At 39.0% G+C, this 21,299-nt stretch carries 17 protein-coding genes; 9 read left to right on the forward strand and 8 right to left on the reverse strand.

The genetic code is table 11. From position 1 onward, the window contains the following. Positions 1-19: 19 nt before the first annotated feature. Together PLA12_00340 and PLA12_00345 are read right to left on the reverse strand one after the other, a co-directional pair. Positions 20-991, reverse strand: a complete 972-nt coding sequence (locus PLA12_00340; protein HOQ30938.1) for a DUF1559 domain-containing protein — start codon at positions 989-991, stop codon at positions 20-22. Positions 992-1,356: 365 nt separating this feature from the next. After that, entirely contained in the window at positions 1,357-1,533 is a 177-nt protein-coding gene (locus PLA12_00345; GenBank protein HOQ30939.1) for a hypothetical protein, read from the reverse strand. Between the two features lie 312 nt (positions 1,534-1,845). On the opposite strand from PLA12_00345, the gene PLA12_00350 reads away from it, so the two are divergent. The 4 genes from PLA12_00350 (at position 1,846) to PLA12_00365 (ending at position 10,004) form a co-directional block, all read left to right on the forward strand. Beyond that, positions 1,846-2,862 (forward strand): D-alanine--D-alanine ligase, encoded by a 1,017-nt coding sequence (locus PLA12_00350; protein ID HOQ30940.1) that lies wholly within the window; start codon positions 1,846-1,848, stop codon positions 2,860-2,862. Between the two features lie 228 nt (positions 2,863-3,090). Continuing rightward, entirely contained in the window at positions 3,091-3,942 is an 852-nt protein-coding gene (gene dapF, locus PLA12_00355; GenBank protein HOQ30941.1) for a diaminopimelate epimerase, read from the forward strand. Positions 3,943-4,086: 144 nt separating this feature from the next. Beyond that, positions 4,087-8,847 carry a hypothetical protein gene (locus tag PLA12_00360; protein HOQ30942.1) on the forward strand — a complete coding sequence of 1,587 codons (4,761 nt, stop codon included), beginning with the start codon at positions 4,087-4,089 and terminating at the stop codon, positions 8,845-8,847. Between the two features lie 266 nt (positions 8,848-9,113). Further along, complete coding sequence (locus PLA12_00365; GenBank protein ID HOQ30943.1) at positions 9,114-10,004, forward strand: helix-hairpin-helix domain-containing protein; 891 nt, start codon at positions 9,114-9,116, stop codon at positions 10,002-10,004. Positions 10,005-10,245: 241 nt separating this feature from the next. Here PLA12_00365 and PLA12_00370 read toward each other — a convergent pair whose 3' ends face one another. The 3 genes from PLA12_00370 to PLA12_00380 form a co-directional block, all read right to left on the reverse strand. Then, positions 10,246-10,662 carry a hypothetical protein gene (locus PLA12_00370; protein ID HOQ30944.1) on the reverse strand — a complete coding sequence of 139 codons (417 nt, stop codon included), beginning with the start codon at positions 10,660-10,662 and terminating at the stop codon, positions 10,246-10,248. A 39-nt stretch (positions 10,663-10,701) separates the two neighbouring features. Beyond that, entirely contained in the window at positions 10,702-11,826 is a 1,125-nt protein-coding gene (locus PLA12_00375; GenBank protein HOQ30945.1) for a hypothetical protein, read from the reverse strand. Positions 11,827-11,969: 143 nt separating this feature from the next. Further along, complete coding sequence (locus PLA12_00380; GenBank protein HOQ30946.1) at positions 11,970-12,095, reverse strand: hypothetical protein; 126 nt, start codon at positions 12,093-12,095, stop codon at positions 11,970-11,972. A gap of 285 nt (positions 12,096-12,380) precedes the next feature. Between PLA12_00380 and PLA12_00385 the strand changes: the two genes are divergently transcribed. Next, positions 12,381-13,460 (forward strand): glycosyltransferase family 2 protein, encoded by a 1,080-nt coding sequence (locus PLA12_00385; protein HOQ30947.1) that lies wholly within the window; start codon positions 12,381-12,383, stop codon positions 13,458-13,460. A gap of 52 nt (positions 13,461-13,512) precedes the next feature. On the opposite strand, the gene PLA12_00390 is transcribed toward PLA12_00385, so the two are convergent. Both PLA12_00390 and PLA12_00395 read right to left on the reverse strand, forming a co-directional pair. Further along, positions 13,513-14,847, reverse strand: coding sequence for a tetratricopeptide repeat protein (locus PLA12_00390; GenBank protein ID HOQ30948.1), 1,335 nt, complete (start codon positions 14,845-14,847; stop codon positions 13,513-13,515). Positions 14,848-14,899: 52 nt separating this feature from the next. Beyond that, a complete protein-coding gene (locus tag PLA12_00395) occupies positions 14,900-16,390 on the reverse strand; it encodes a sialate O-acetylesterase (GenBank protein ID HOQ30949.1) in 1,491 nt (496 codons plus the stop codon). Between the two features lie 200 nt (positions 16,391-16,590). Here PLA12_00395 and larB point away from each other — a divergent pair, with 200 nt between their 5' ends. The 4 genes from larB to PLA12_00415 all read left to right on the forward strand — a co-directional run bounded on the left by larB (position 16,591) and on the right by PLA12_00415 (position 20,337). Continuing rightward, positions 16,591-17,355 (forward strand): nickel pincer cofactor biosynthesis protein LarB, encoded by a 765-nt coding sequence (larB, locus tag PLA12_00400; GenBank protein HOQ30950.1) that lies wholly within the window; start codon positions 16,591-16,593, stop codon positions 17,353-17,355. Between the two features lie 76 nt (positions 17,356-17,431). Further along, a complete protein-coding gene (gene larC, locus PLA12_00405; GenBank protein HOQ30951.1) occupies positions 17,432-18,631 on the forward strand; it encodes a nickel pincer cofactor biosynthesis protein LarC in 1,200 nt (399 codons plus the stop codon). A 286-nt stretch (positions 18,632-18,917) separates the two neighbouring features. Beyond that, positions 18,918-19,442, forward strand: coding sequence for a tetratricopeptide repeat protein (locus PLA12_00410; protein HOQ30952.1), 525 nt, complete (start codon positions 18,918-18,920; stop codon positions 19,440-19,442). Between the two features lie 25 nt (positions 19,443-19,467). Further along, entirely contained in the window at positions 19,468-20,337 is an 870-nt protein-coding gene (locus PLA12_00415; protein HOQ30953.1) for a hypothetical protein, read from the forward strand. Between the two features lie 57 nt (positions 20,338-20,394). On the opposite strand, the gene PLA12_00420 is transcribed toward PLA12_00415, so the two are convergent. Continuing rightward, positions 20,395-20,985 (reverse strand): site-specific DNA-methyltransferase, encoded by a 591-nt coding sequence (locus tag PLA12_00420; GenBank protein HOQ30954.1) that lies wholly within the window; start codon positions 20,983-20,985, stop codon positions 20,395-20,397. Positions 20,986-21,299 lie beyond the last annotated feature (314 nt).

Here is a 21,299-nt window from a genome sequence, read left to right on the forward strand (position 1 = left end):
TATAGATATAAGACAGGGGTTAGTTTTGTTGTGAAGCCATAACATTTAATATCAAACCTGAAATTGCTGCTATTCGTGGAACCATAGGTGGCTCGGATGGATAACGCATAAACTGGACATGCCCATCCATAAACAGAACATTGGAGCCACCGGGAATATGACTGAATTCCTGAACAAAAGTGCTGAAATTATCTAACATGACAAATATGGAACTTTGTGCTTTTGCCGCTGTAGAAGGGTTATTTATATCGGTGATTAAAAATCGCTCAATTCCTTCACGAAGACGATATATAGTAGTTCCCCCTGCATTCCCATAGCCCGGGCTTACTGTCCCATCATCATCGGGTTTTCCAGAGGCGTAAGTTTGATTTCCAAAGACGAACCATTCCACTAATTTTTCCAGCCAATGTTCAAAAATCTGTCGGGGTGCCTTCGTGCCGGGAGGAAGATTTATTCCTAAAGACCCTGCAATGAGTGATAAATCGGGGTCTGTCGGGTCTTCATCAAACTTATCATATACCCAACCAAAATAGGAATAGCTATGTGCCGCCTGACAAAATGGCCAATATACAACAATCCAGGATGCATCTGGATATTTTGCCATAAAATATTCTCCTGTGGGGTCATCGAAAATACATTCGCCATGGAAGAAAATTTTATTGTCCGGGTCCGAAGGACAAACCAATATCTTTGCGTCATTCATATAATCTGGATAAATAGACATAATGTCCGGTGATAAGGCAAATTGAGCCCGTATATTTGTGCCGGGATAATCACGCATTTGTATTCGCGGAAATTTTCCAGCCGGGGCTTCGTTTGCATACATCTTAAATACCAAACCCATCTGTTTTAGGTTATTTTGACAAGAAGAACGACGAGTTGCTTCTCGGGCTCGGGCTAAAGCAGGTAATAAAATAGCCGCTAAAATACCAATGATAGCAATAACGACGAGCAACTCAATGAGCGTAAAGCCTGTTTTCTTCGTCTTCATACAACCCCTTCCTATATTTTTAATTTTACTTTTCTTATTACCACTCTTCTCACTAAATATATTCAAATCCATTATAATAAAAATTTTTTATCCTGTCAATCTTTTTTTCACAATATATTTCCCTTTTTAATTAAATCATAATATACACACCTATAAGAGATTTTAAAAGATTTATATGATTACTTGTGTCCCATAGGTAATCCGTTAATTGTATCTATCGATTTATACTGCTGTTTGTCGGTTTCTTTTTCCCCTATCCACGCAAAAAGACTTATAAACACTGCTTCTTTTTTAGGAACAATATGTAAACCCGAAATCTTAGGTTCTTTACCATAGAAAGTCCCTTCAAATTTTTAGAAATAGGATTAAAATTGTTTCCGAACCCAGCCTGTCATACCCTCAAATAATTGTTTATCCCGACTACCGATAGGACGAAAACCTTCACCCTTATTCCAATATTGAGTTTCTGTAGCATCAATATCATTAGCTAGGTAATAGTTGCCATTTATTGGATAATCAAGGTCTCTTCCAATCTTCTGCAATTGTTCGACATTAAAAATGGGTATACCCTCCGCTTGAGAATATCCCTATATGAGAATAATTAAAATTAACACACTCCCAATAGTCCTCATTAATTTTTCCATTTCTACTCTCCTTTTCTTTACTCATAATATTATATTGCTTTAATTTTAAATATAGTTCATAAATTAAAAAATAAAATTTTTTATACGGAGGGTTTATACCCAAAATAGGACGATATTGAGATATTGGCAAAGCAAGTGATAAAATCTATCTCATAATCGTATCCCTTTAATTAAAAATTCATCCTCTCTTTTGTCTTAGGAAAATATGTTATGAAAACAAAAAATTCTTTTAATCCGATACGGGTAGGTGTGTTGATGGGAGGGATTAGTTCGGAGCATGAAATATCGCTTTTGTCGGGGGAAGGTGTAGTGCGTGCTTTGAGCACAACGGAATATGTGCCTATTCCTATTATTATTCATCGCAATTTCAATTGGGAATTTCCAGAGAAAAAGATATTGAAAACGGAAGAAGCCCTTGTGGAACTGAAACGAATAGGAATACAGGTGGTTTTTAATGCACTTCATGGTGCTTTTGGTGAAGATGGACGCATTCAAGGGTTGCTGGATTGGCTCCATATCCCGTATACAGGCTCTGACTGTGCTGCATGTGCTCTTGCGATGAATAAAGTGCGTTCAAAAGCGGTCGCAAAGATTGCAGGTATTCGTGTGGCTGACCATATTGTTTTTCGTCAGGATACCTGGATATGGGACCGTTCCGATTCTGCTTTTCGTGTGGAGAATGAATTGGGCTTTCCTGTGATTGTGAAGCCGTCATCTCAGGGTTCCAGTGTAGGGGTTACAATAGCCGAAGATGCTAAATCTTTTCTTGAAGGGGTTGAGCAGGCTTTAGAGTGGGATAATGAAGTGCTGGTGGAAAAGTTTATAAAGGGGCGTGAGGTTACATGTGGGGTGTGGGATTGTGAAGAAGGAGTCCCTCCACGTGCTTTGCCCGTTACAGAGATTTGCCCTAAAACGAGTTCGTTCTTTGACTATACGGCGAAGTATACGCCGGGTGCGACTGAGGAAATTACCCCGGCACCTATTGACCCGAAACAAACTCAAAAGGTTCAAGAAATGGCTTTGCAAGCACATCAAGCAATAGGCTGTTCTACATGGAGTCGAAGCGATTTTATTATTGACGAGGAAGGACCCGTCTGGATAGAAATAAATCCTATTCCGGGGTTAACACCTACATCGTTATACCCACAAGAAGCAAAATGTGCGGGTATCAGTTACGAACAGATGATACAAAAATTTGTAGAGTATGCGATTAAGAAAAAAATTTAGAAAGTATGTTGCTTAAATAGATTTAATAGAAAGCCTTTTTGAAATAAAAAGATATGTTTTGGGGTATGAAGAATCAAGTGTCCTAAATGGTTTGAACAACGATGGAATATACTCAACACTTTTCTTTTTTATTGTTGCTAACAATTGTAGAAAGTTCTATAATATTTGCGTTGTTTTATTGGTTGATTCTACTTGAATAGATAAAAAAATGTAAAAGGATAATCGAAAATGAATCAACTTGTTTTTACAAAGATGCATGGATTGGGGAATGATTATTTGTATATTGATGCACGAGGTGGTTTACCTACAGAGAATATCCCGGAATTATCGCGGCGAATGAGCCATCGTCATTTAGGGGCAGGTGCGGACGGGATAATTCTTATCCTTGCTTCTGAGGTAGCCGATTTTAAGATGCGTATCTTTAATGCAGATGGTAGTGAGGCGGAGACCTGCGGGAATGGTATTCGTTGTTTTGCAAAATATGTTTATGAACGGGGACTGACACATAAGACGGATTTTGTTATTGAAACCTTAGCTGGTCCCAATCGTGTTGTTTTGAATGTAGAAAATGGCAAGGTAAAATCTGTTCGTTCGCGTATGGGCAAGCCGAGTTTTGAGCGTTCCCGAATACCTATGGTAGGTGCGTCAGGACAGGTTATTGAAGAGCCTATTGATGTAGAAGGGGAAGTCATTAATATTACAGCGGTTAATATTGGCAATCCGCATGCCGTTATATTTGTTCCGGACGCAACAGAAGCACCTGTTGCAGAGTTAGGACCGAAGATTGAAAATCATTATCTGTTTCCTCAAAGGACAAATGTTGAATTTGTTTCCCTTATTGACCGTTCCAATATTGTCATGCGTATCTGGGAACGAGGTAGTGGAATTACTATGGCAAGTGGTAGTGGTTCTTGTGCCGCAGCCCTTGCTTCAATGATAACCAATCGCACCGACCGAAAGGTAAATGTGCATCTTGTCCATGGTTCGCTTACTATTGAATGGGCAGAGGATGATTATGTATATCAAGAAGGTCCTGCAGAGGAAGTATATTCTGCTACATGGCTTCTTCCTATTCCATAATCCCGTAATAGTCCTATTTGATTTCGATAAAATTCTAATTAACAAATCGTATATCTTCCATAGCTCTTTTCTTGATAAGAAGACCTTGCTTTGTTATTATAAACATTCGTAATAATTCAAAACTTTCAAATAAGGAAATAAGGTATGAAGCAATTTTTTTCGATATTTTCTTTATCCATTGTCTTTTTCCTAATTCTGGTAAACGGTTCTGTTTTTTCAGATGGGCAGGAATGGATATATAAGGAATTTGCTGAAGCCAAACCCGATTTCTCACCGGTGCCTATATGGTGGTGGAGTGGAGGGAAGGTTACGAAAGAGGGAATTACATGGCAATTGCAAGAATTGGTTAAGGGAGGCATTCATAATGCCATTATTCTAAATCTAGCTCCATCAGGACCGTTATATGGTAGTGCTCCCGATGACCCGTTATTTTTGACAGATGAATGGTGGGATTTATTTGCATATACGCTTCAGGTAGCCAAACAGGTTGGAGTGCGGATTTGGTTCTATGACCAGTTGGGTTTTTCAGGAGCGGGCTTACAGGCACGCGTTGTTCGTGATAATCCGCCGTATCGGGGGATTGACCTTAAACGATTTGTAAAAGAGGTAACAGGACCCGGTACTGTGACCCTAGAAACACCTGCGGAAGGAAATCCATTGGCTCTTTTCCGTTCCGAAAAGTTGGTTGAAGAAACAGATTCTTCTGATACCACACCCGAATGGATTTGGGGAAGTAAAAACACAGAGAACACACCGCATGTGTTTTTCCGTAGAACATTTGAACTAACGGAACTACCTCCAAAAGCCATTGTGACCATTTCTTGCGATAATGGTTATGAACTTTATATTAACGGGAAACGAATTGGTAACGAATTGGTATATGATACCGATGGATGGGAAACGGCGGAGGTTTTTGATGTGCTTCCCTATTTGCAAACAGGGAAAAATGTAATGGCTGTTCATGGGACAAATTTGGGTGGACCGGGTGGCTTGATTTTCTCATTACGGATAGGGGAAAAAGTTCTTTTAAGTGATAATCAATGTCGTATTGCATTAGAGGAAATACCAAACTGGCTAAATGTAGATTTTAATGATGATAACTGGAAGTCCGCCGTTGTTATAGGTCCGTTAGGCTGTTCGCCGTGGGATAAAGTAAACAATATGAATGGTGGGAAGGCTTTACATGCACTCGGGAAACCTGTCGTTCGTGTCAGTCGAATTCCGATAAATATATCGGAACGCAATTTTACAGTAGATATACCAGAGGGAAGTTATCAGTTGGAACTTTTCTATACAGTGCCTGCTGGTTTTGATTATCATAATCCTGCGGCATGCCATGCGTTACTGGATATACTTCATGGTGAGATTGAGCGGCGTTTTCCGGAAGAATTGGGCAAAACAATAGCGGGTTCTTTTCAAGATGAATTTCCACCGACACCGCGTTTCTCGTATTTATTTATGGAGGAATTCAAGAAACGGAAAGGTTATGACATACGGGATTATTTACCTGCCTTGTTTGAGGATGTAACAGACCGTTTTGGTAGTGAAACCACACCGAATACTGTAAAAGTTCGATGTGATGCTGCCGATGTTGCTGCCTCATTGGCAGAAGAAGCCTTTTTTATACCGCTGCATCAATGGCATGAGAAATACGGTATGCTCTGCGGTTATGACCAGACGGTTAGAAATGGAGACCCATTCCGTGGAGAGTCGTATTATGTAGATTACTTTAAGACGATGCGGCATTTTTCCGTTCCCGGTGATGATATGAACGGTGATTGTAAACCACATCAGTCCATTGCTGACCTTTATAAGAGACCACGAGTTTGGGCGGAGGTTTTCCATTCCAGTGGTTGGGGACAAACTTTGGAAGAAATTGCGATTTTATTCCATCCTTGGTTACTGAATGGAGCCACTTTGTTTGACCCCCATGCCATTTATTATTCCATCCATGGCTCCTATTGGGAGTGGGCTCCACCGGATACGGGCTGGAGACAGCCGTATTTTGTGCATTACAAAACATTGGCGGATTATAACGCGCGTCTATGCTGGCTCCTATCTCGAGGCAACCACAAAGTAGAAGTCGCCGTTATTCATCCATCAACAACAACCCATGCTTATATTGGTTACCGATTGGACTTACCCACAGCCAAGCAAGTTGCCGATACCTATTGGAATGTTCAGAGTTTCTTAAGGAAACATCATATTGATTATATTATTATGGATGAAGATTCTTTAGAAAAAACGGAAGTTTCTACGGAAGGTGTAAAGATACATGAACTTAATTTCAAAATTTTTATTCTTCCTTCCTGTCAATTTTTGCGTTCGACTTCTGTGGAGAAATTGTCGCAATATGCAAATCTTGGGGGTAAAATTTATGTCTATGGGCTTGTGCCGGAACAAATATCGGATGTAATTCAATTGACTGATGAACAACGGAATGCATTAATAAACCTTCGTGAGAAAGGACAGGCCATCTCCGATTTGGATGCATGGGCATTGCAGTTACGCACAAATTCATATACATCTACCGCTGAATCTGTGCCTGTTTTAGAACGGAATGTGGAGAATAAACCGTTTTACTTTATAATGTCCGATGAAGGGACACCAGCAACTTCGCGGGCACGGTTCGATATAAACAAGCGTGCTTTGTATGAAACACCCTCGGCAAAATGTGAAGTGCTGCAATTAACATTAAATCAGGAAGGTATTCCGGAGTTCTGGAATGCTATTACAGGGAGTGTAGAAACACTCTGGAATTATTCTATTGAGAACGGTAAGACAAAAGTTGCCGTGGATTTGTCTCGGACAGCGGCACCTCTTATTAGTGTTCGTAAAAAATCCGACCAGGATATGGATGAAATAAAGTCGGACCTGAAAATTTTGTCCTGCAAAGAGGAACAAGGACAAATTCAATTAAGTGCCATGCCTTTCTTTAATCAACTCAATAGTCAATCGGTGACCCAAACCATCCATGTCCGTAAAGGAACGCAGGAATGGAATACCTCAGTTGAAGTGCCACCTACTTTGGAAAAGATATACGAAGGACCGTTTGCCTTTCAGTTAATTCCTACATGCGATAATAAAGATGGTAGTTTTGCTTATCCTCCATTCCCGGGACCTATCCCTGTAGAGACACGGGCGTTTAAAGGACAGGAAGAACGGGATAATAATACAGACTGGTTAAATCCAGACTACGACGATTCTGCATGGGAGATGATGCTGGCTTCATTCGGTCCACGGGCACGATGGAAAGGACCTTTATCTTTGCCTGAAAATACAAATTTAGATTCTCTGCAACAAGTTTTAGACCTTGATGGAGAATGGAAAAATTGTGAATATTCCCTTAAATTGGGTATCAATGAAGACCCAGTGTTTTCCAGTGCTTTAGGTGGGAAGGGGCGAATTCCGGAAGAATTTATTGATTTGGGAAGAGTTGTCAAAGGGAAGGTATTCCATATCCAGTGCTTTGTAGAATTACCCCCTGAAGGTATTCCGGCAGACCAGCGGCTAAATGCTATCTTGCGTGTCGGTGCTACTGCTAAAAAGAAGGTGTTCTTGAACAAAATTCCTGTTGCAGGTGAAGGTAGTGGGGATGAACGAGTATTCAAGGGGAAAGTCCAATTGTCTTATGGGGTTAATGTTGTAGATGTTTTTGTTGAGAGTATTGTAGAGGGTCGGTTGAGGCTATATGTCCATTTTATGCCTGAAAGTGAGGACATTCCTACGCCAGAATGGATATGGAGTAATACACCCAGCCCTACCGGTAAAACAAAATTTGTGCGGGTCTTTGACATTCCAGTAGAACTTGCTTCTGCTAAAATGGTTGTGGCTTTAGGCGATATACACCAAATTTATATAAATGGGCAAAAAATTTCAGACCAGGGAAATTTTGACCCATATTTTACAAGTCGTGCGGAACAATATGACATCAAACCCTATTTGAAAGTAGGTGAAAATTGTATAGAAATAATCGCTCGTGATATGGAAGACCAAACGGGACTTTTGTTAGACTCGGATATTCAACTGGTAGATGGGAAAGAAGTTGTTATTGTTTCGGATGCTAATTTCAAATGTATCCCAGAGCCTGTGATGGATGGACAGGCGGTTCCTGTAAAATTATTACCTCAACCGGCACATGGGTATATGGGTGACCCTGCATTGCTTTTAATCAAGCAACGCCCACATCCTTTGCCATTAGCAGGTTGGTTACAGGACCAGGCCGAGCCACCGGAACCATTCAACAAATTGATTTTTTTCCCATCTACAGATTTGCCTGTTCCATATCGGTTCCGTTTTCTGCTTCCACCGGGAGCGAAATCTATGAATTTGAAATGTGTCGGCAAGTTAGAATGCTGGATTAACGGGACACCTCTTTCCGTAGAAGGAAACGGTCCACTTTATAAGATAGTTTTACCTGAACCTGAATCCCCGCACAGAGTTGCCTGCTTGCGTATTGAGACAAAACGAGGTTTTGAGAAAGGTGCGGCTATTTTAGAACCGATTACCTACGAGATGGGTGAAGGGAATATCCCATTAGGTTCATGGGATGAATTGGGATTTTTGCATTATAGCGGAGGTATGGAGTATCGGTTAACCGTTGAACCACCCGCAGAGCCTAACCGAAAAGTATATCTTAGTTTGGGGCGTGTTCGTGGGACAGCGGAAGTTTTTGTTAACGGAATATCCTGCAGAACATGTATCTGGCATCCGTATCTGTTTGATATTACCTCTGCATTAACCCAACCTACCAATGATGTCCGAATTCGCGTATACAACACATTAGGACCACATTTTGCAATCGGTCATCCCAGTGCCCATGTATTTGAAGGACATACAAAATCCGGCATCTTTGGTCCAATTAAAACACTACAAATCCTCGTTGTTAATGTCACCTTACAATAAGAAATATTTCATAACATAAAAATAACTTTCTAAGGTATCGAGAGATACTTTATAATATCTTTATTAAAAATAGTCCGTGTGAAGAGACACGATTTGCGTTGTTTTTGATTAGCCTTCTTGAAGATTTAACACAGGATTTGATTTATAATTACGAGGTAAAAGGTTTAAATCCTATAAAAAGAATTTTTGAGAGTTTAGTTGATTTTTCGAAAACATATAGTTTTATAAAAAGTGTTTGTTGATGTTTTTGATAAGGGACAGTATATATGCGGGTAGTTTTAAGTGATAAAGAGTGGTATTATGGAAGGTATGTTTTTGTAGGGATTGTTGCTTTGATTGCGGTATGTAGCGGGGCAAGTTTATATTATTTTGAACATCGAACAAGAGATATATCTCAAGCGGATAATGCTGTTATTCAAACAAAAATAGTTCCATCGGCAAGCAAGTCGAATATCCCCGCTGAAGAAAAGAATGAAACAGAAGAGAAAGGGAAAGGGATTCCTGTTAATGTTCGATTGGAAGATAGTTTGAAAGATGTAACACCAGATACAAATACCGTATCTCCGCAAACACAGGATAAGCCTCACATGATTGCTGTGGGTATTCAAGGGGCAATACAAAAGCCGGGTTTGTATTGGCTTGAAGAAGGGACCCGATTACAGGAATTGATAGATAAGGCTGGCGGACCTTTAGATAATGCGGAACTGCGATATATGAATATTGCAGCAATATTAATGGATGGCACCACAGTTGTTATACCGGAAAAGCAAAAAGTTGAATTTAACGGGCAACGACTTTCCGCTCGTGGTTCTTCGCAACCAGTGCCTTCTATCCTATCTGCAGGGAATGCTTATATTGCCAATGCAAACAATACAAATACGACGCAAACTGCTTCTGCTTCACCCGTGCCAATTCCTGCTTCTACTCGTAAAGAAAATTCAAAGGGGACAAATACTGGTGGCTTGATTGACATCAATCATGCAAGCCAACAAGAGTTAGAAACATTGCCGGGTATTGGTCCTGTTCTGGCAAAATCCATTATCTCCTATCGCGAAAATCAACCTTTTCAGAGTGTTGAAGAATTGATGCAAGTATCAGGTATAGGGCCTAAACGGTTTGAAAAAATCCGTGACCTTGTTACCGTAACACCTCCATAGATAGATGGGTTGCAAGGAAAAATAGAGAAAGATAACATCTTTTATTTAGTGCTACGAAATCCATACCTATATAAACATATCCCTAATAAACAACTTTAATGTCTGTTATAAAAAAGCGATTCTTTCCCAAAGCGATTTTTCCTCTCCAGAAACAGTATAATAACTTTACAGTTTAATCCAAACCTAAAAACTCTATTTATTCAAAGGCCTCAAATCTGTTACCCTAAGTTCTATGGTAATTCTAATTTATATTTTGGGGCTGTTTATGTGGCTTTTTAATTAGATAGTCGAAACATCCTAAATTAAATTGAATTATAGTCTTTAGCCTTTCAATTGAAAATATAGGCCCTGAGATTAAGAGATGTAATTTCTCGTAATATTCTGCTAAATCCTTATCTTGTATCATATTAATACCTGTATTTATTGTTTCCTCATAACCTTTGGGAACTTCTTTACGAAAATGTCCTATCCTCCATTTCCCTGTGCACGGTAGCCTTGCCAAAAGAGGTTCTGCTAAACCGAAGTAATCAATAATATGAGCATTAGGCCCGGCAAGAAATCCCGTTGCACCGATTGCCCCATAAACATAAGTCTTTTTGCTATTTTTATTCTCCTCTCTTAATTTCCAACCTCGTTCAGCCCAACTGTAACAAGGCATTCTTTTCTCTATTCTCCCATAGTTTTGTAATGCTGTTCCTTAGAAATAGAACTCTCTTTCGTTGCCTACTCCGTGGGTAAGTTTGAAATTTTTTAAGTTACTACCGTAATTTGAACCCGTAAAAAGGGGTAATTCAGGTTGGCTTATGCTAATCATTATTAATAAGAGAGCAATAAATATCTTTTTTAAGTAAAGATTATAAGTATCAAAAAATCTCATTATAATAACAATAGACAATAGAAAAGGAAGCGTAAAAAATCTACCTCCCATAAAACATCCGCCTATCCACAAAATATAAAGGCAATACAACACAACCCCTGCTGATAGAGTAAGCATAGGAAAAACATTCTTTCTATACTGCTTCTTCAGATTAGGCACAGAGACTAAAATGCCTAATGCGATTACCACCAAAGTAATCAGGTCTTTATGTATGGAATACAAGTAATACCACAAGCCTTGCTTTATAAATTCTATTTTTGGAATTCCTGCACTAAGTTTTGCGTAGGCTGTATTGGGAAAAGGGAAACCATAGTAGACAATAGAAAAAATTTCCCACCCTACCAAAGGTAAGTATCCAACGCATATATAAAAAATAGCCTTGAAGCAAAATCCAGATAGATACCAGATATAAAATAGCATAGGGAAGTAAAATAATAAACAATCAATTCTATTTAATCCCCCCAAGCAAGATATAAGACTTAAAATAAGTACATCTCTATTTCTCATTTCTCCCTTATCAACAACTCTAAAAAAATAACCAACAAATAAAAGCAATAACAAGTGAGATAAAGGATTTTCTAACCCTGATGTCGAAAAATCTACAAACGCTCTTGAAAAAGAAGCAACAATAATCGCAATTATTGCACTTGTTATTTTCAAACCTGTTCCGAATATAAGATAGGTAACAACAATAATTGAAATTAGAATGTTTGCAAAATGCCAGGTTAAAAACCCCTCATGGGTTAAAGAGTATGCAATTATATTCCAAAATAACCACAAAGGGTGAGTATATGCCTGAACGCGTTCTGAAATATTCCATCTTAATCCATATCCGTTGACAAAATTATCTACAACCCTATAACTTATATATGCATCATCACACAACCAGGCTGTTTTTATAAGTAAATAGGTAAAGTAAAGCACAGTCGTTATAGCAAAAGCCAAACTTAAAATATTCTTAATTTTCGATTTCTGAATATATATCATTTTTAACCAATGGAGATTTCTGAATAAAAAATTTTATTTATTGTAATAAAAAGAGAGTTTAGAGTAAAAAATAAGACGGAAGAGAAAGTATCAATGTTATCCTAACAAGAGCCTATACGAACAGAACAATTTTTAGGACTGATGGCAGATAATACCTTGGGGAGAGATAGAGCAAAGGTGTATTGAAGTGGGTTTGTATAAGCCGAATTATGGGATAACAAAATCATTCCTCACTTCCGTGTCGGTTATTAATAAGTAGTTTATTTTTTGCAGGCGGTATGAATGCCTAATCCGCATACGGAGGTAAAAAAGAGGAAGAGAGAATAGTAATCGATAATAAACAACTTTAATGTCTGTTATAAAAAAGCGATTCTTTCCCAAAGCGATTTTTCCTCTCCAGAAACAGTATAATAACTTTACAGTTTAATCCAAACCTAAAAACTCTATTTGTTCAAAAGTCTCAAATGAATATTTAAGACTTTCAAAATAGTATAGAAATGATTTCCATACCCATGAAGCAAAGTATATCTATAGTTGTTCCCACATATAAAGAATGCGAAAATCTACCGGAACTTATTCATCGCATTCAGAAAGTTAAAGAGGACCATAACTTAAACCTTGAATTAATTATTGTAGATGATAATAGTAAGGACGGTAGTGAAGAGTATGTTCAATCGTTGGGTTATCCCTGGTGTCGTATTTTTGTGCGTCGTGATGAAAAGGGACTTAGTTCGGCTGTATTAAAAGGTTTTACCGAAGCGCAGGGGGATATTTTTGTGGTAATGGATGCCGATTTGAGCCATCCCCCGGAGAAAATACCGGAGCTAATCGAGCAAATTCAGGCAGGTGCTGATATGGTTATGGGGTCGCGGTATGTTCCCGGTGGGAAAACGGATGAGGAATGGGGTTTGTTTCGGTGGTTAAATAGTAAAATAGCCACATTATTAGCACGACCATTGACCTCTGTGAAGGACCCGATGAGTGGTTTCTTTGCTCTACCCAGAAGGATATATGAAAAATCGGCACCTTTAAATCCCACAGGGTATAAAATTGCATTGGAATTACTGGTGAAATGCCCTATAGAGAAGGTAGTAGAGATACCTATTTATTTTTCGCAACGAGCCAAAGGGAAAAGTAAACTTTCGATTAAAGAGCAGTTCAAATATCTGGTGCACCTACGGAGATTGTATTTTTTTAAGTATGAAAATCTAACTTATCTCTTACATTTTTCTATTATAGGTTTTTCGGGCACCCTAGTAAACCTGCTGGCACTGACCATACTTGTTTTTTTGGGAATTCCTGTTCGTCTTTCTGTGGCAATATCCATCATCATAGCCATGCTTTCCAATTTTGTATTAAATCGCAGGTTTACCTTTCCCCATGCAGTAGGGAGCCATTGGTTTCCTCAATTAATAGGTTTTATGAGTGCTTGCTCTATCGGGGCTGTAATAAACTACATCACAGTTCTTATCCTTTTATATATCTTCCCTCTATTAGAAAACTTGCCTCAATTACCAGCTCTTGTGGGTATCCTTGCTGGGCTGATTTCCAATTTCATTCTCAGTAAAAATTTTGTTTTTCGTAAGAAGTAAAGCGAGAAAATAAGTCGGATGCATCAGATTTATCCCATGCATCCGACACTCATTATTTCTGTTTTACGGGTGGATTTGCATTCATCTGTCGTTCAATGCGGTTAATAGCATGTTGTGCTTGCCGAACCTGTGATGGTTCTTTGCTGTTTTGTGCGATATATTGATACATCTGCAAAGCACTGTTTACATCACCCTGTCTTTGATAGGTTTGGGCAAGTAATAACTGGGCTGTAGTATTGTTGGGTTGAAGTTGAAGGACCTGTTGATACTGTGCCTCTGCTTCGGCTAACATTCCCATGCGGCTATACAGACTACCTAAAGCTACATAGGAACTAATATTTCCCGGTGCCAATTGTATTGCGGTTTGATACTGATTGATAGCGGAATTATAGTCATTACTCCGACGGTAATAGTCAGCGAGAGCTAATCGTGCATCGGGTGAGTTGGGGTCTGTATTTACCCAATTTGTTAATGCTTGCCCTTCTTCTTCTTTCATCCCCATCTGGCGATATACACCAGAAGCCATTGCATAGGTAGAGGGCTTCTCTCCATTCATCTGGGTAAATTGCTGCAATTCACGATATGCAAGGTCGTAATTCCCTTGCCTGCGATAAGTATCCGCAAGGAAATAGTGCGGTGTTGGGTCATTAGGATTATTGCTCATCCACCGTTTATATACATCTACTTCGCTTTGATAGTCTCCTGTTTTCTTATACAAATTTGCCATAGACCGTAGGACATCTCTGGAATTGGGGTCTAACTCTAAACTTTTTTGCAAAAGTTCGGAAGCCTTATCATAATCCCCCTGGTCTAAGGCTTGTTTTGCTTCATTCAATAGCGATTTTACTTGAGCCTGAATTTGCTGACTTTCATTGTCCATGTCTTTTCTTCGTGCTTTATCAGATTTGTCTTTATTCTTACCTATCCCAAAAGCAATATCATTATCTTTATTAGAATTATTAGAATTGTTTCGAGAAGAACCTGCTCCACCGGTCTTGTTCCCATCTTTCAGGTTACCGTCTTTGGCATTATTTTTCCCGTCAGCCGAATTGTCTGTATTTTTTGATATAGACTTTATCATGTCTTCCAGAGCATTTTCTACCGATTTTTCACGGAGATTTTCAGAAATATTGTCGTAGTCCAGGGTAGGGTCATTTTCCACATCGGAATTATTTTTGCTGGCTACATTGGAATCTTTACCTTCAGCAGAGGCTGAGAAAGAATCCGATGGCAAATTATTTTTATTGCTGTTGGAGGAAGTTACTTTTGTCGGATTCACATTTGCTATTTCATCCGGAGAAACACTTCCGTTCCATCTCAGCAATAAAATAGCAGAAACGACACAAACAGGTATCAATACCAATAGAAGAATATTTTGTATCTTCATCATCTTTACCTGAAACTTATTTGTATATTTTTAACAATCGCCATCCAATTCATTACGGTATTGGAATAGGACCGAACACAGGAACGGCCATGTTGGCTTCATCCACAATATTGCAATACGGGTCAAAGCCCCGTCCATACCATAAGAACGCTTGTTCGGGCATTTTTGTTATCCATAATATAACGGCATTGGGTTCATTTTCGAGGAAAGTAATCTTATAAATACAAGGCAAAATTGGGGCATCTTCTGCCGTGCTGATTGAGAAACCGGAAGGACGCCCGTCAGACTTAAGTTTTCCATTAACACCGGAGAATGTAACCTTTACCTGAGGTCCATAAGGGGAAGATAATCGCTCTATTTTTTCAACACGCGGTCCTGCTAAAATCTTTCCACCAAACAAATCGCGTTCGACAAGATTTGCTAACCGATACCCTAAAATTTGTAATCCATCTGTCCCTGCATGAATGAGGTCATCAATACTTAAATCTATAGCAGGCACCATTCCACCAGGAGCCAATTCCTTTTCCAATTCCAATTGGTCATTTTGCAGTTTGTTCCAATAGGTAGCGTCAGGATTCTCAAGAACATATCTACCGATTTGCACATAATAAAATGGGAGTTGCGGATTACCAAAATCTTTGCGGAAAGATTCTACTAATTTCCGCATCCGTTCTTTATATAATGGTTGGGGGTCTTTACTGGCGTCCGATTCTCCCTGATACCACAAAACACCACGGACTTTCCCACCGGCAGATTGAACTTGTTTATACATTGAGCCATATAACGATTCACCGCCCTGGTCTTTAAGGGAAGGGTCCCATTGTGTCATAGATGTTCCACCGTGAGCAGAAGCAATTAAGCCTATAGGTCTACCTGTCCTTTTTACCATTTCGATGGCAAAGGGTAATCCCAATCCAGCACCTTTTTTGGCATTTATCCCTTCCTTTATTTTCTGGACTCTTTCCTCTTCTGATTTCATTACCCGAGTATAATGAACAGGGTCGGGAGATTCTTGCAATAAATGAAGGGGCTCTTTAGCAATACGCCATTGATAACCCATGGAATACAAATGCACCAAAGGATGGGGTTCAGTTACATTTTCCATATTGCCGTTCCCTTGCATATTTGATTGACCTGCTAAAATCCATACATCACCAACCAGTACATCATAGATAGAAGCACTTTCTTTCACTTCACCGGAGGTATCTTTTATCTGAAATTCGATTGTATAGGGACCCCCTAAAGGAATATCGGTTAGCGTTGCTTTCCATTGGTTATTCTGAGCAGCTCCGACCTCTTTCCACGGGGCTATTTCATATGCCAGCCCTACAACACGCATTTCTACTTTCCCATCATTGGAACAGGTGCCACTCACCTCTACAGGAAAATTCTTATCTTCCGCATTTGCCTGTAATACCTGATAATTCACCAGGCCATTGCTTACCGTTAAAGAAAATGAAGAGAAACATAACATAGCAAAAAGAACGATAGATATTGCAATACTTGCCACATATTTTTTTTGGTTACGGGAAAAAGTATCCATAGGACATACCTCCTGAATAAATTTATTGATGAATTGTTTAAACACCAAAAATGAACAAAAGTTCTTACACTATTTATAGCATATACTATGGATAAATACAAATAGAAAGATATATTATGCAACGAGAAGCAGGAATTTGGTATTCTTAAATTTCGTTAAATGGATGTATTTTTATAAAGTTAAAGGATACAGGAAACAAAATGGAACCGAAGCAAATCAAAGAAATTCTTGAATGGGTTCAACAGGGAAAGTTGAACATAGACGATGCTGTCGAAAAAATAAAGCATTTTCCATACGAAGATTTAAAGGATGCGAAAGTTGACCATCATCGTCCCTTACGGAAAGGATTCCCGGAAACCATTTTCTGCCCGGGGAAGACCGCAGACCAGATAATTCGCATTTGCAAGTCTATGATGGCAAGGGATACGAATGTCCTTGCTACAAGATGTGAGAAGGAAGTTTTTAATATAGTCAAAAAAGAAATAAAGAGAGCAAAGTATCATGAAATTGCCCGTGTTTTTACTGTGATTAAGAAACCTATACAATACCGTGAAGGGTATATCGCCGTAGTTTCTGCAGGAACAGGGGATATGCCTGTGGCAGAGGAAAGTGCCGTCACCTGTGAAACTTATGGTTCTCATGTAGAACGGATATATGATGTCGGTGTTGCGGGAATTCATCGCTTATTTGACCAACTCCCAAAAATTCGTTCTGCTGTGGCGGTGATTGTTTGTGCCGGTATGGAAGGTGCCTTGCCCAGTGTTGTTGCGGGGCTTATTGATAAACCAGTGATTGGCGTGCCGACCAGCATAGGTTATGGTGCTAACTTTAAGGGAGTTTCCGCCCTGTTAGGAATGCTGAATACCTGTGCGTCCGGCCTTGCCGTAGTAAATATCGACAACGGTTTTGGTGCGGCTACTTGTGCGGTAACAATACATCAACTCGTTTCACCACTCCAACCTTAAAATAACCACGAAATTTTTTTGAATACTGTCCGATAATCATAGAATAATTAGCCAGAAAGGATAAAGGATATATCACATGAAAATAGCCTACTTTGATTGTTCCTCGGGAATTAGTGGAGATATGTTCATCGGGGCATTTTTGGACATAGGAACTTCCTTTGAAGAATTAAAGACTGCGTTAGAAAGTCTGCCGATAACAGGTTATAAGATTGAACAACACCAAGTAACAAAACAGGGAATTCGAGCAACACAATTTAAGGTGCAAATTGAAGATAATCATGGACAACATCCTCATCGTGGACTAAACGAAATAGAAAAAATCATTACTGTTTCTTCGCTGCCTGAGACAGTAAAAAAAGGGGCTATGGAAAGTTTTCGGCAATTAGCAGAGGCAGAAGCGGTAGTTCATGGAACTACGGCTGATAAAATACATTTCCACGAAGTAGGTGCTATAGACGCCATTATTGATATTGTGAGTGCTCATTGGTGCTGGTGGTATCAGAAATTAGAAAAAGGGTTTGTTGCCACTGTGAATGTGGGAGGTGGAACGGTGAATTGTGCTCACGGGATTTTGCCGGTGCCAGCCCCCGCAACCGCCCTACTATTACAAAACTACACCTTATTAATAGGTCAAGCCAATACAGAATTGACCACCCCGACGGGTGCTGTGCTATTGCGAAGTTTTACCCAACCCCAGGAAAATGTTCCTCCCTTTACTATCAAAAAAATAGGTATCGGTGCTGGGACTAAAGACATGGAAGGACAAGCAAATGTTTTTCGGCTATTTATTGGCGAATATGAAGAAGAAACATCAGCCAATATCGAAGAGATTTCGATAATAGAAACAAACATTGACGATATGACTGGGGAACTGCTCCCTGCGATTGTCAGCGAACTGCTCAATGCAGGGGCACGCGATGCATTCATTACACCGATTATCGCAAAAAAAGGCAGACCCGCTTATATTATAACGGCACTCTGCGAACCCGAACGGATATTATCCATACAGGAAATATTATTCAAAAACACAACGACATTAGGCATTCGCTATCGAACGGAAAAACGAGTAATCCTGGACAGGAAATGGATAACTGTGAATACTCCCTGGGGCACCGTAAAAACCAAAATCGGATATATTGGAGAACATGTCTATCAAATCAGCCCTGAATTCGAAGACTGCTACTCCCTCGCCCAAAAACACAATGTACCTATCAAAGACATCTATAATTACGCCCAGTCCTATGCTAAAAAGACAATAAATAGGAATCCTGAATAGATAATAATCCACCTTTGTTCTGTTAAACTTACCCTGTTTCGATAGGCTGAGTAAAAGGTCTTTAACAATAACAGCAACTTACAAAAGATGCAATAAGTGGGAAAATTGCAGGACATAAAATATATAAATTTTATGTTCTGGGATTGATTAGAGAAGCGTCTCTTTATTGAATCCGAAATAAGAAAAAAAGAGTTTGAAAAAGATAGCTTATTTTTTTAAAATGTGAGATAGTTAATTTTCGTATAAAGATATAGAAAAATTAAAAAAGAAAAGAAGGAGAGTCATAATGCGATTAGATAGTAGAAAAAATTCCTTAATGAGATTGTTAACTCTTTTTCTCTTTATGTGGTGCATGTTTTTACTTCAGAATTTTTGTTCATCTGAAGAAAGAGGTGACGAGACAAAGGCACGGGAGTGGTATGAGAAGGCGAAGAATGGGGATGCAGAGGCAATGTTTAATCTTGGGGTGATGTATTACAATGGTGAGGGAGTAGCGAAGGATTATGGTAAGGCACGGGAGTGGTATGGGAAGGCGGCAGAGAATGGGGATGCAACGGCAATGTTTTTTCTTGGGTTGATGTATTACAATGGCAAGGGAGTCCCGAAGGATTATGTTTGGGCTTATGTATACTATACCTTAGCAATGAAAATAGCGGAACAAGAATCTAATAATGATGTATATAAAATAGCCAAAAGTGGAAGAGATTGTTTAAATGGTTTGTTTTTTGGAATAACCAAAGAGCAGGTTCAAGAAGCAGAGAAAATAGTTAATTCATGGAAACCAGGTCAATTGCCAAAGCGGTTAAGGTAATTTTTGGACATAGGAGTAATAAGATATGTTTATTCGAAAGGGATTGAAATTAATTGTTTTTTTGCTTCTCTTTCTTTCTGTTCTAGGTTCAAATCTATATGCTCGGGATAGTTATGAAAGACATAAGTTGGATTATTATGCGGTTCTGGGCATAGAGAGAGCCCCAAATAACCCCTTAGAGCCTTTGTTCAAGAAGTTAAACGATATTATTGACCAAGAAGGGGGAAATAGTGAGTTTATTAAGGACTTAAAGGAGAAATATGGGGTTAGTTTTGGCGGGGGTAAGAAGCACCGCTATTTATTTCACTGGGGATTTAATCAGGATATAGAAAAATTTGAACCGTTGATTGAGGCATTAAATAAAGAGATTTCGGAGGATATTAAGAAAGAAGGAAATCTCGATAAAAATCAAATGGAGAAGGAGAAAAAGGAGAAGGTGAAGGATGCGTTGAAATTTATAAAAGATAAGCGGAACGAGGCTAATAGAGAGTTGATTGAAAAGTGTATGCAAATTACGGGTCTGCCGAGAAATGAATCTGCGGGGCTACTCACGATATTGTGGGATATACACATTTTGGCGGATTACACAGGAAAGGAGTTAGAGGGTTTGCCACATTTTTGCGAGGTTAGCATTGATTTGAGAGAGAAAGGCATAAATCGTTTGTTTGAGCAGGATATTCGCCAGAGTTCGGAATTTGAGCGAATGGTAGACCAAATAGTCGAGCAATTGGATAGTGTATATAGCAATGGGCCGTGTGGATACTTAAATGTGTTATGTGGATATAGTGATTGTGAGAATCAAGTTAATGCGGGGGATGGAGCCCTTGCCCAACTTCTGAATCAATCAAAGATAATCAGGGGAATTTTAGAAAAGAATGGTATATTTTCGCAGTAGATAAACAAAACGGATGGTATATTGGTTTTGAATTAAGTTAAGGTATGTCCTCCTCCTTTACCACCTTTTTTCATGAAGATATACCTCAAAAAGCTCAAGATTTGACTTTTTATAATCGATAAATGCATCAAGGCGTTTAAGGGATAACTGGATAAATTCCTTTTTTATTTCACATCCTACAAAATATCGGTTGAGCTTAAAACAAGATATACCTGTAGTAGAGCTTCCAGAAAAAGGGTCGAAGACCCAATCACCTTCTAATGTGCACGACAGGACAATTCTATCCAAAAGTTGTATCGGTTTTTGTGTTGGATGCTTACCAAATTCTTTCTCGTTACCATTAGGAGCAGGAATTGTCCAGACCGTTTTCATCTGTTTACCGTGGTTAAGTTGTTTTATTTCATCATAATTAAACCGATGTTTTGTCTTTTCGTTTTTTCCTGCCCAGATGATTGTTTCTGTGGAATGTGTAAAATATCTGCATGAAAGGTTAGGTGGTGGATTGGTTTTCTCCGATGTAATATCATTTAAGATCTTCATACCTAATTGTTGCATTGCAAAACCTACCGAATATATTACATGGCTTGTTCCTGTCACCCAGATTGTTCCGTCCTGTTTTAATAACTTCTGACATAGAGAGAGCCATATATAGCTAAAGGGATTTTATTATGTTCCTATAAATTTTATCATGGATAAAACGCAGAAATATAATTCTGTAAATACGAAAGTTAAGAAAGCATGGTTTTATCGAATGATATAGGTCATTCCTTTTTCGAATGGGACGCATAGGACACATGGGACAAATGGGACGAATAGGACGGAAGAGGTTAACTTGAGTTAGAAGGTTATTTGCTATGCAAAGTTATCGCGATTGTTGGGAAGAAGTATAAGTCAGTTGTCTATGTCGTATAGGTTGTCTTTTTATCTAAAACCTAAGACATTCATCATGTCATAGAGGCCGG

Source organism: Candidatus Hydrogenedens sp. (genome assembly GCA_035378955.1).
GTDB lineage: Bacteria > Hydrogenedentota > Hydrogenedentia > Hydrogenedentales > Hydrogenedentaceae > Hydrogenedens.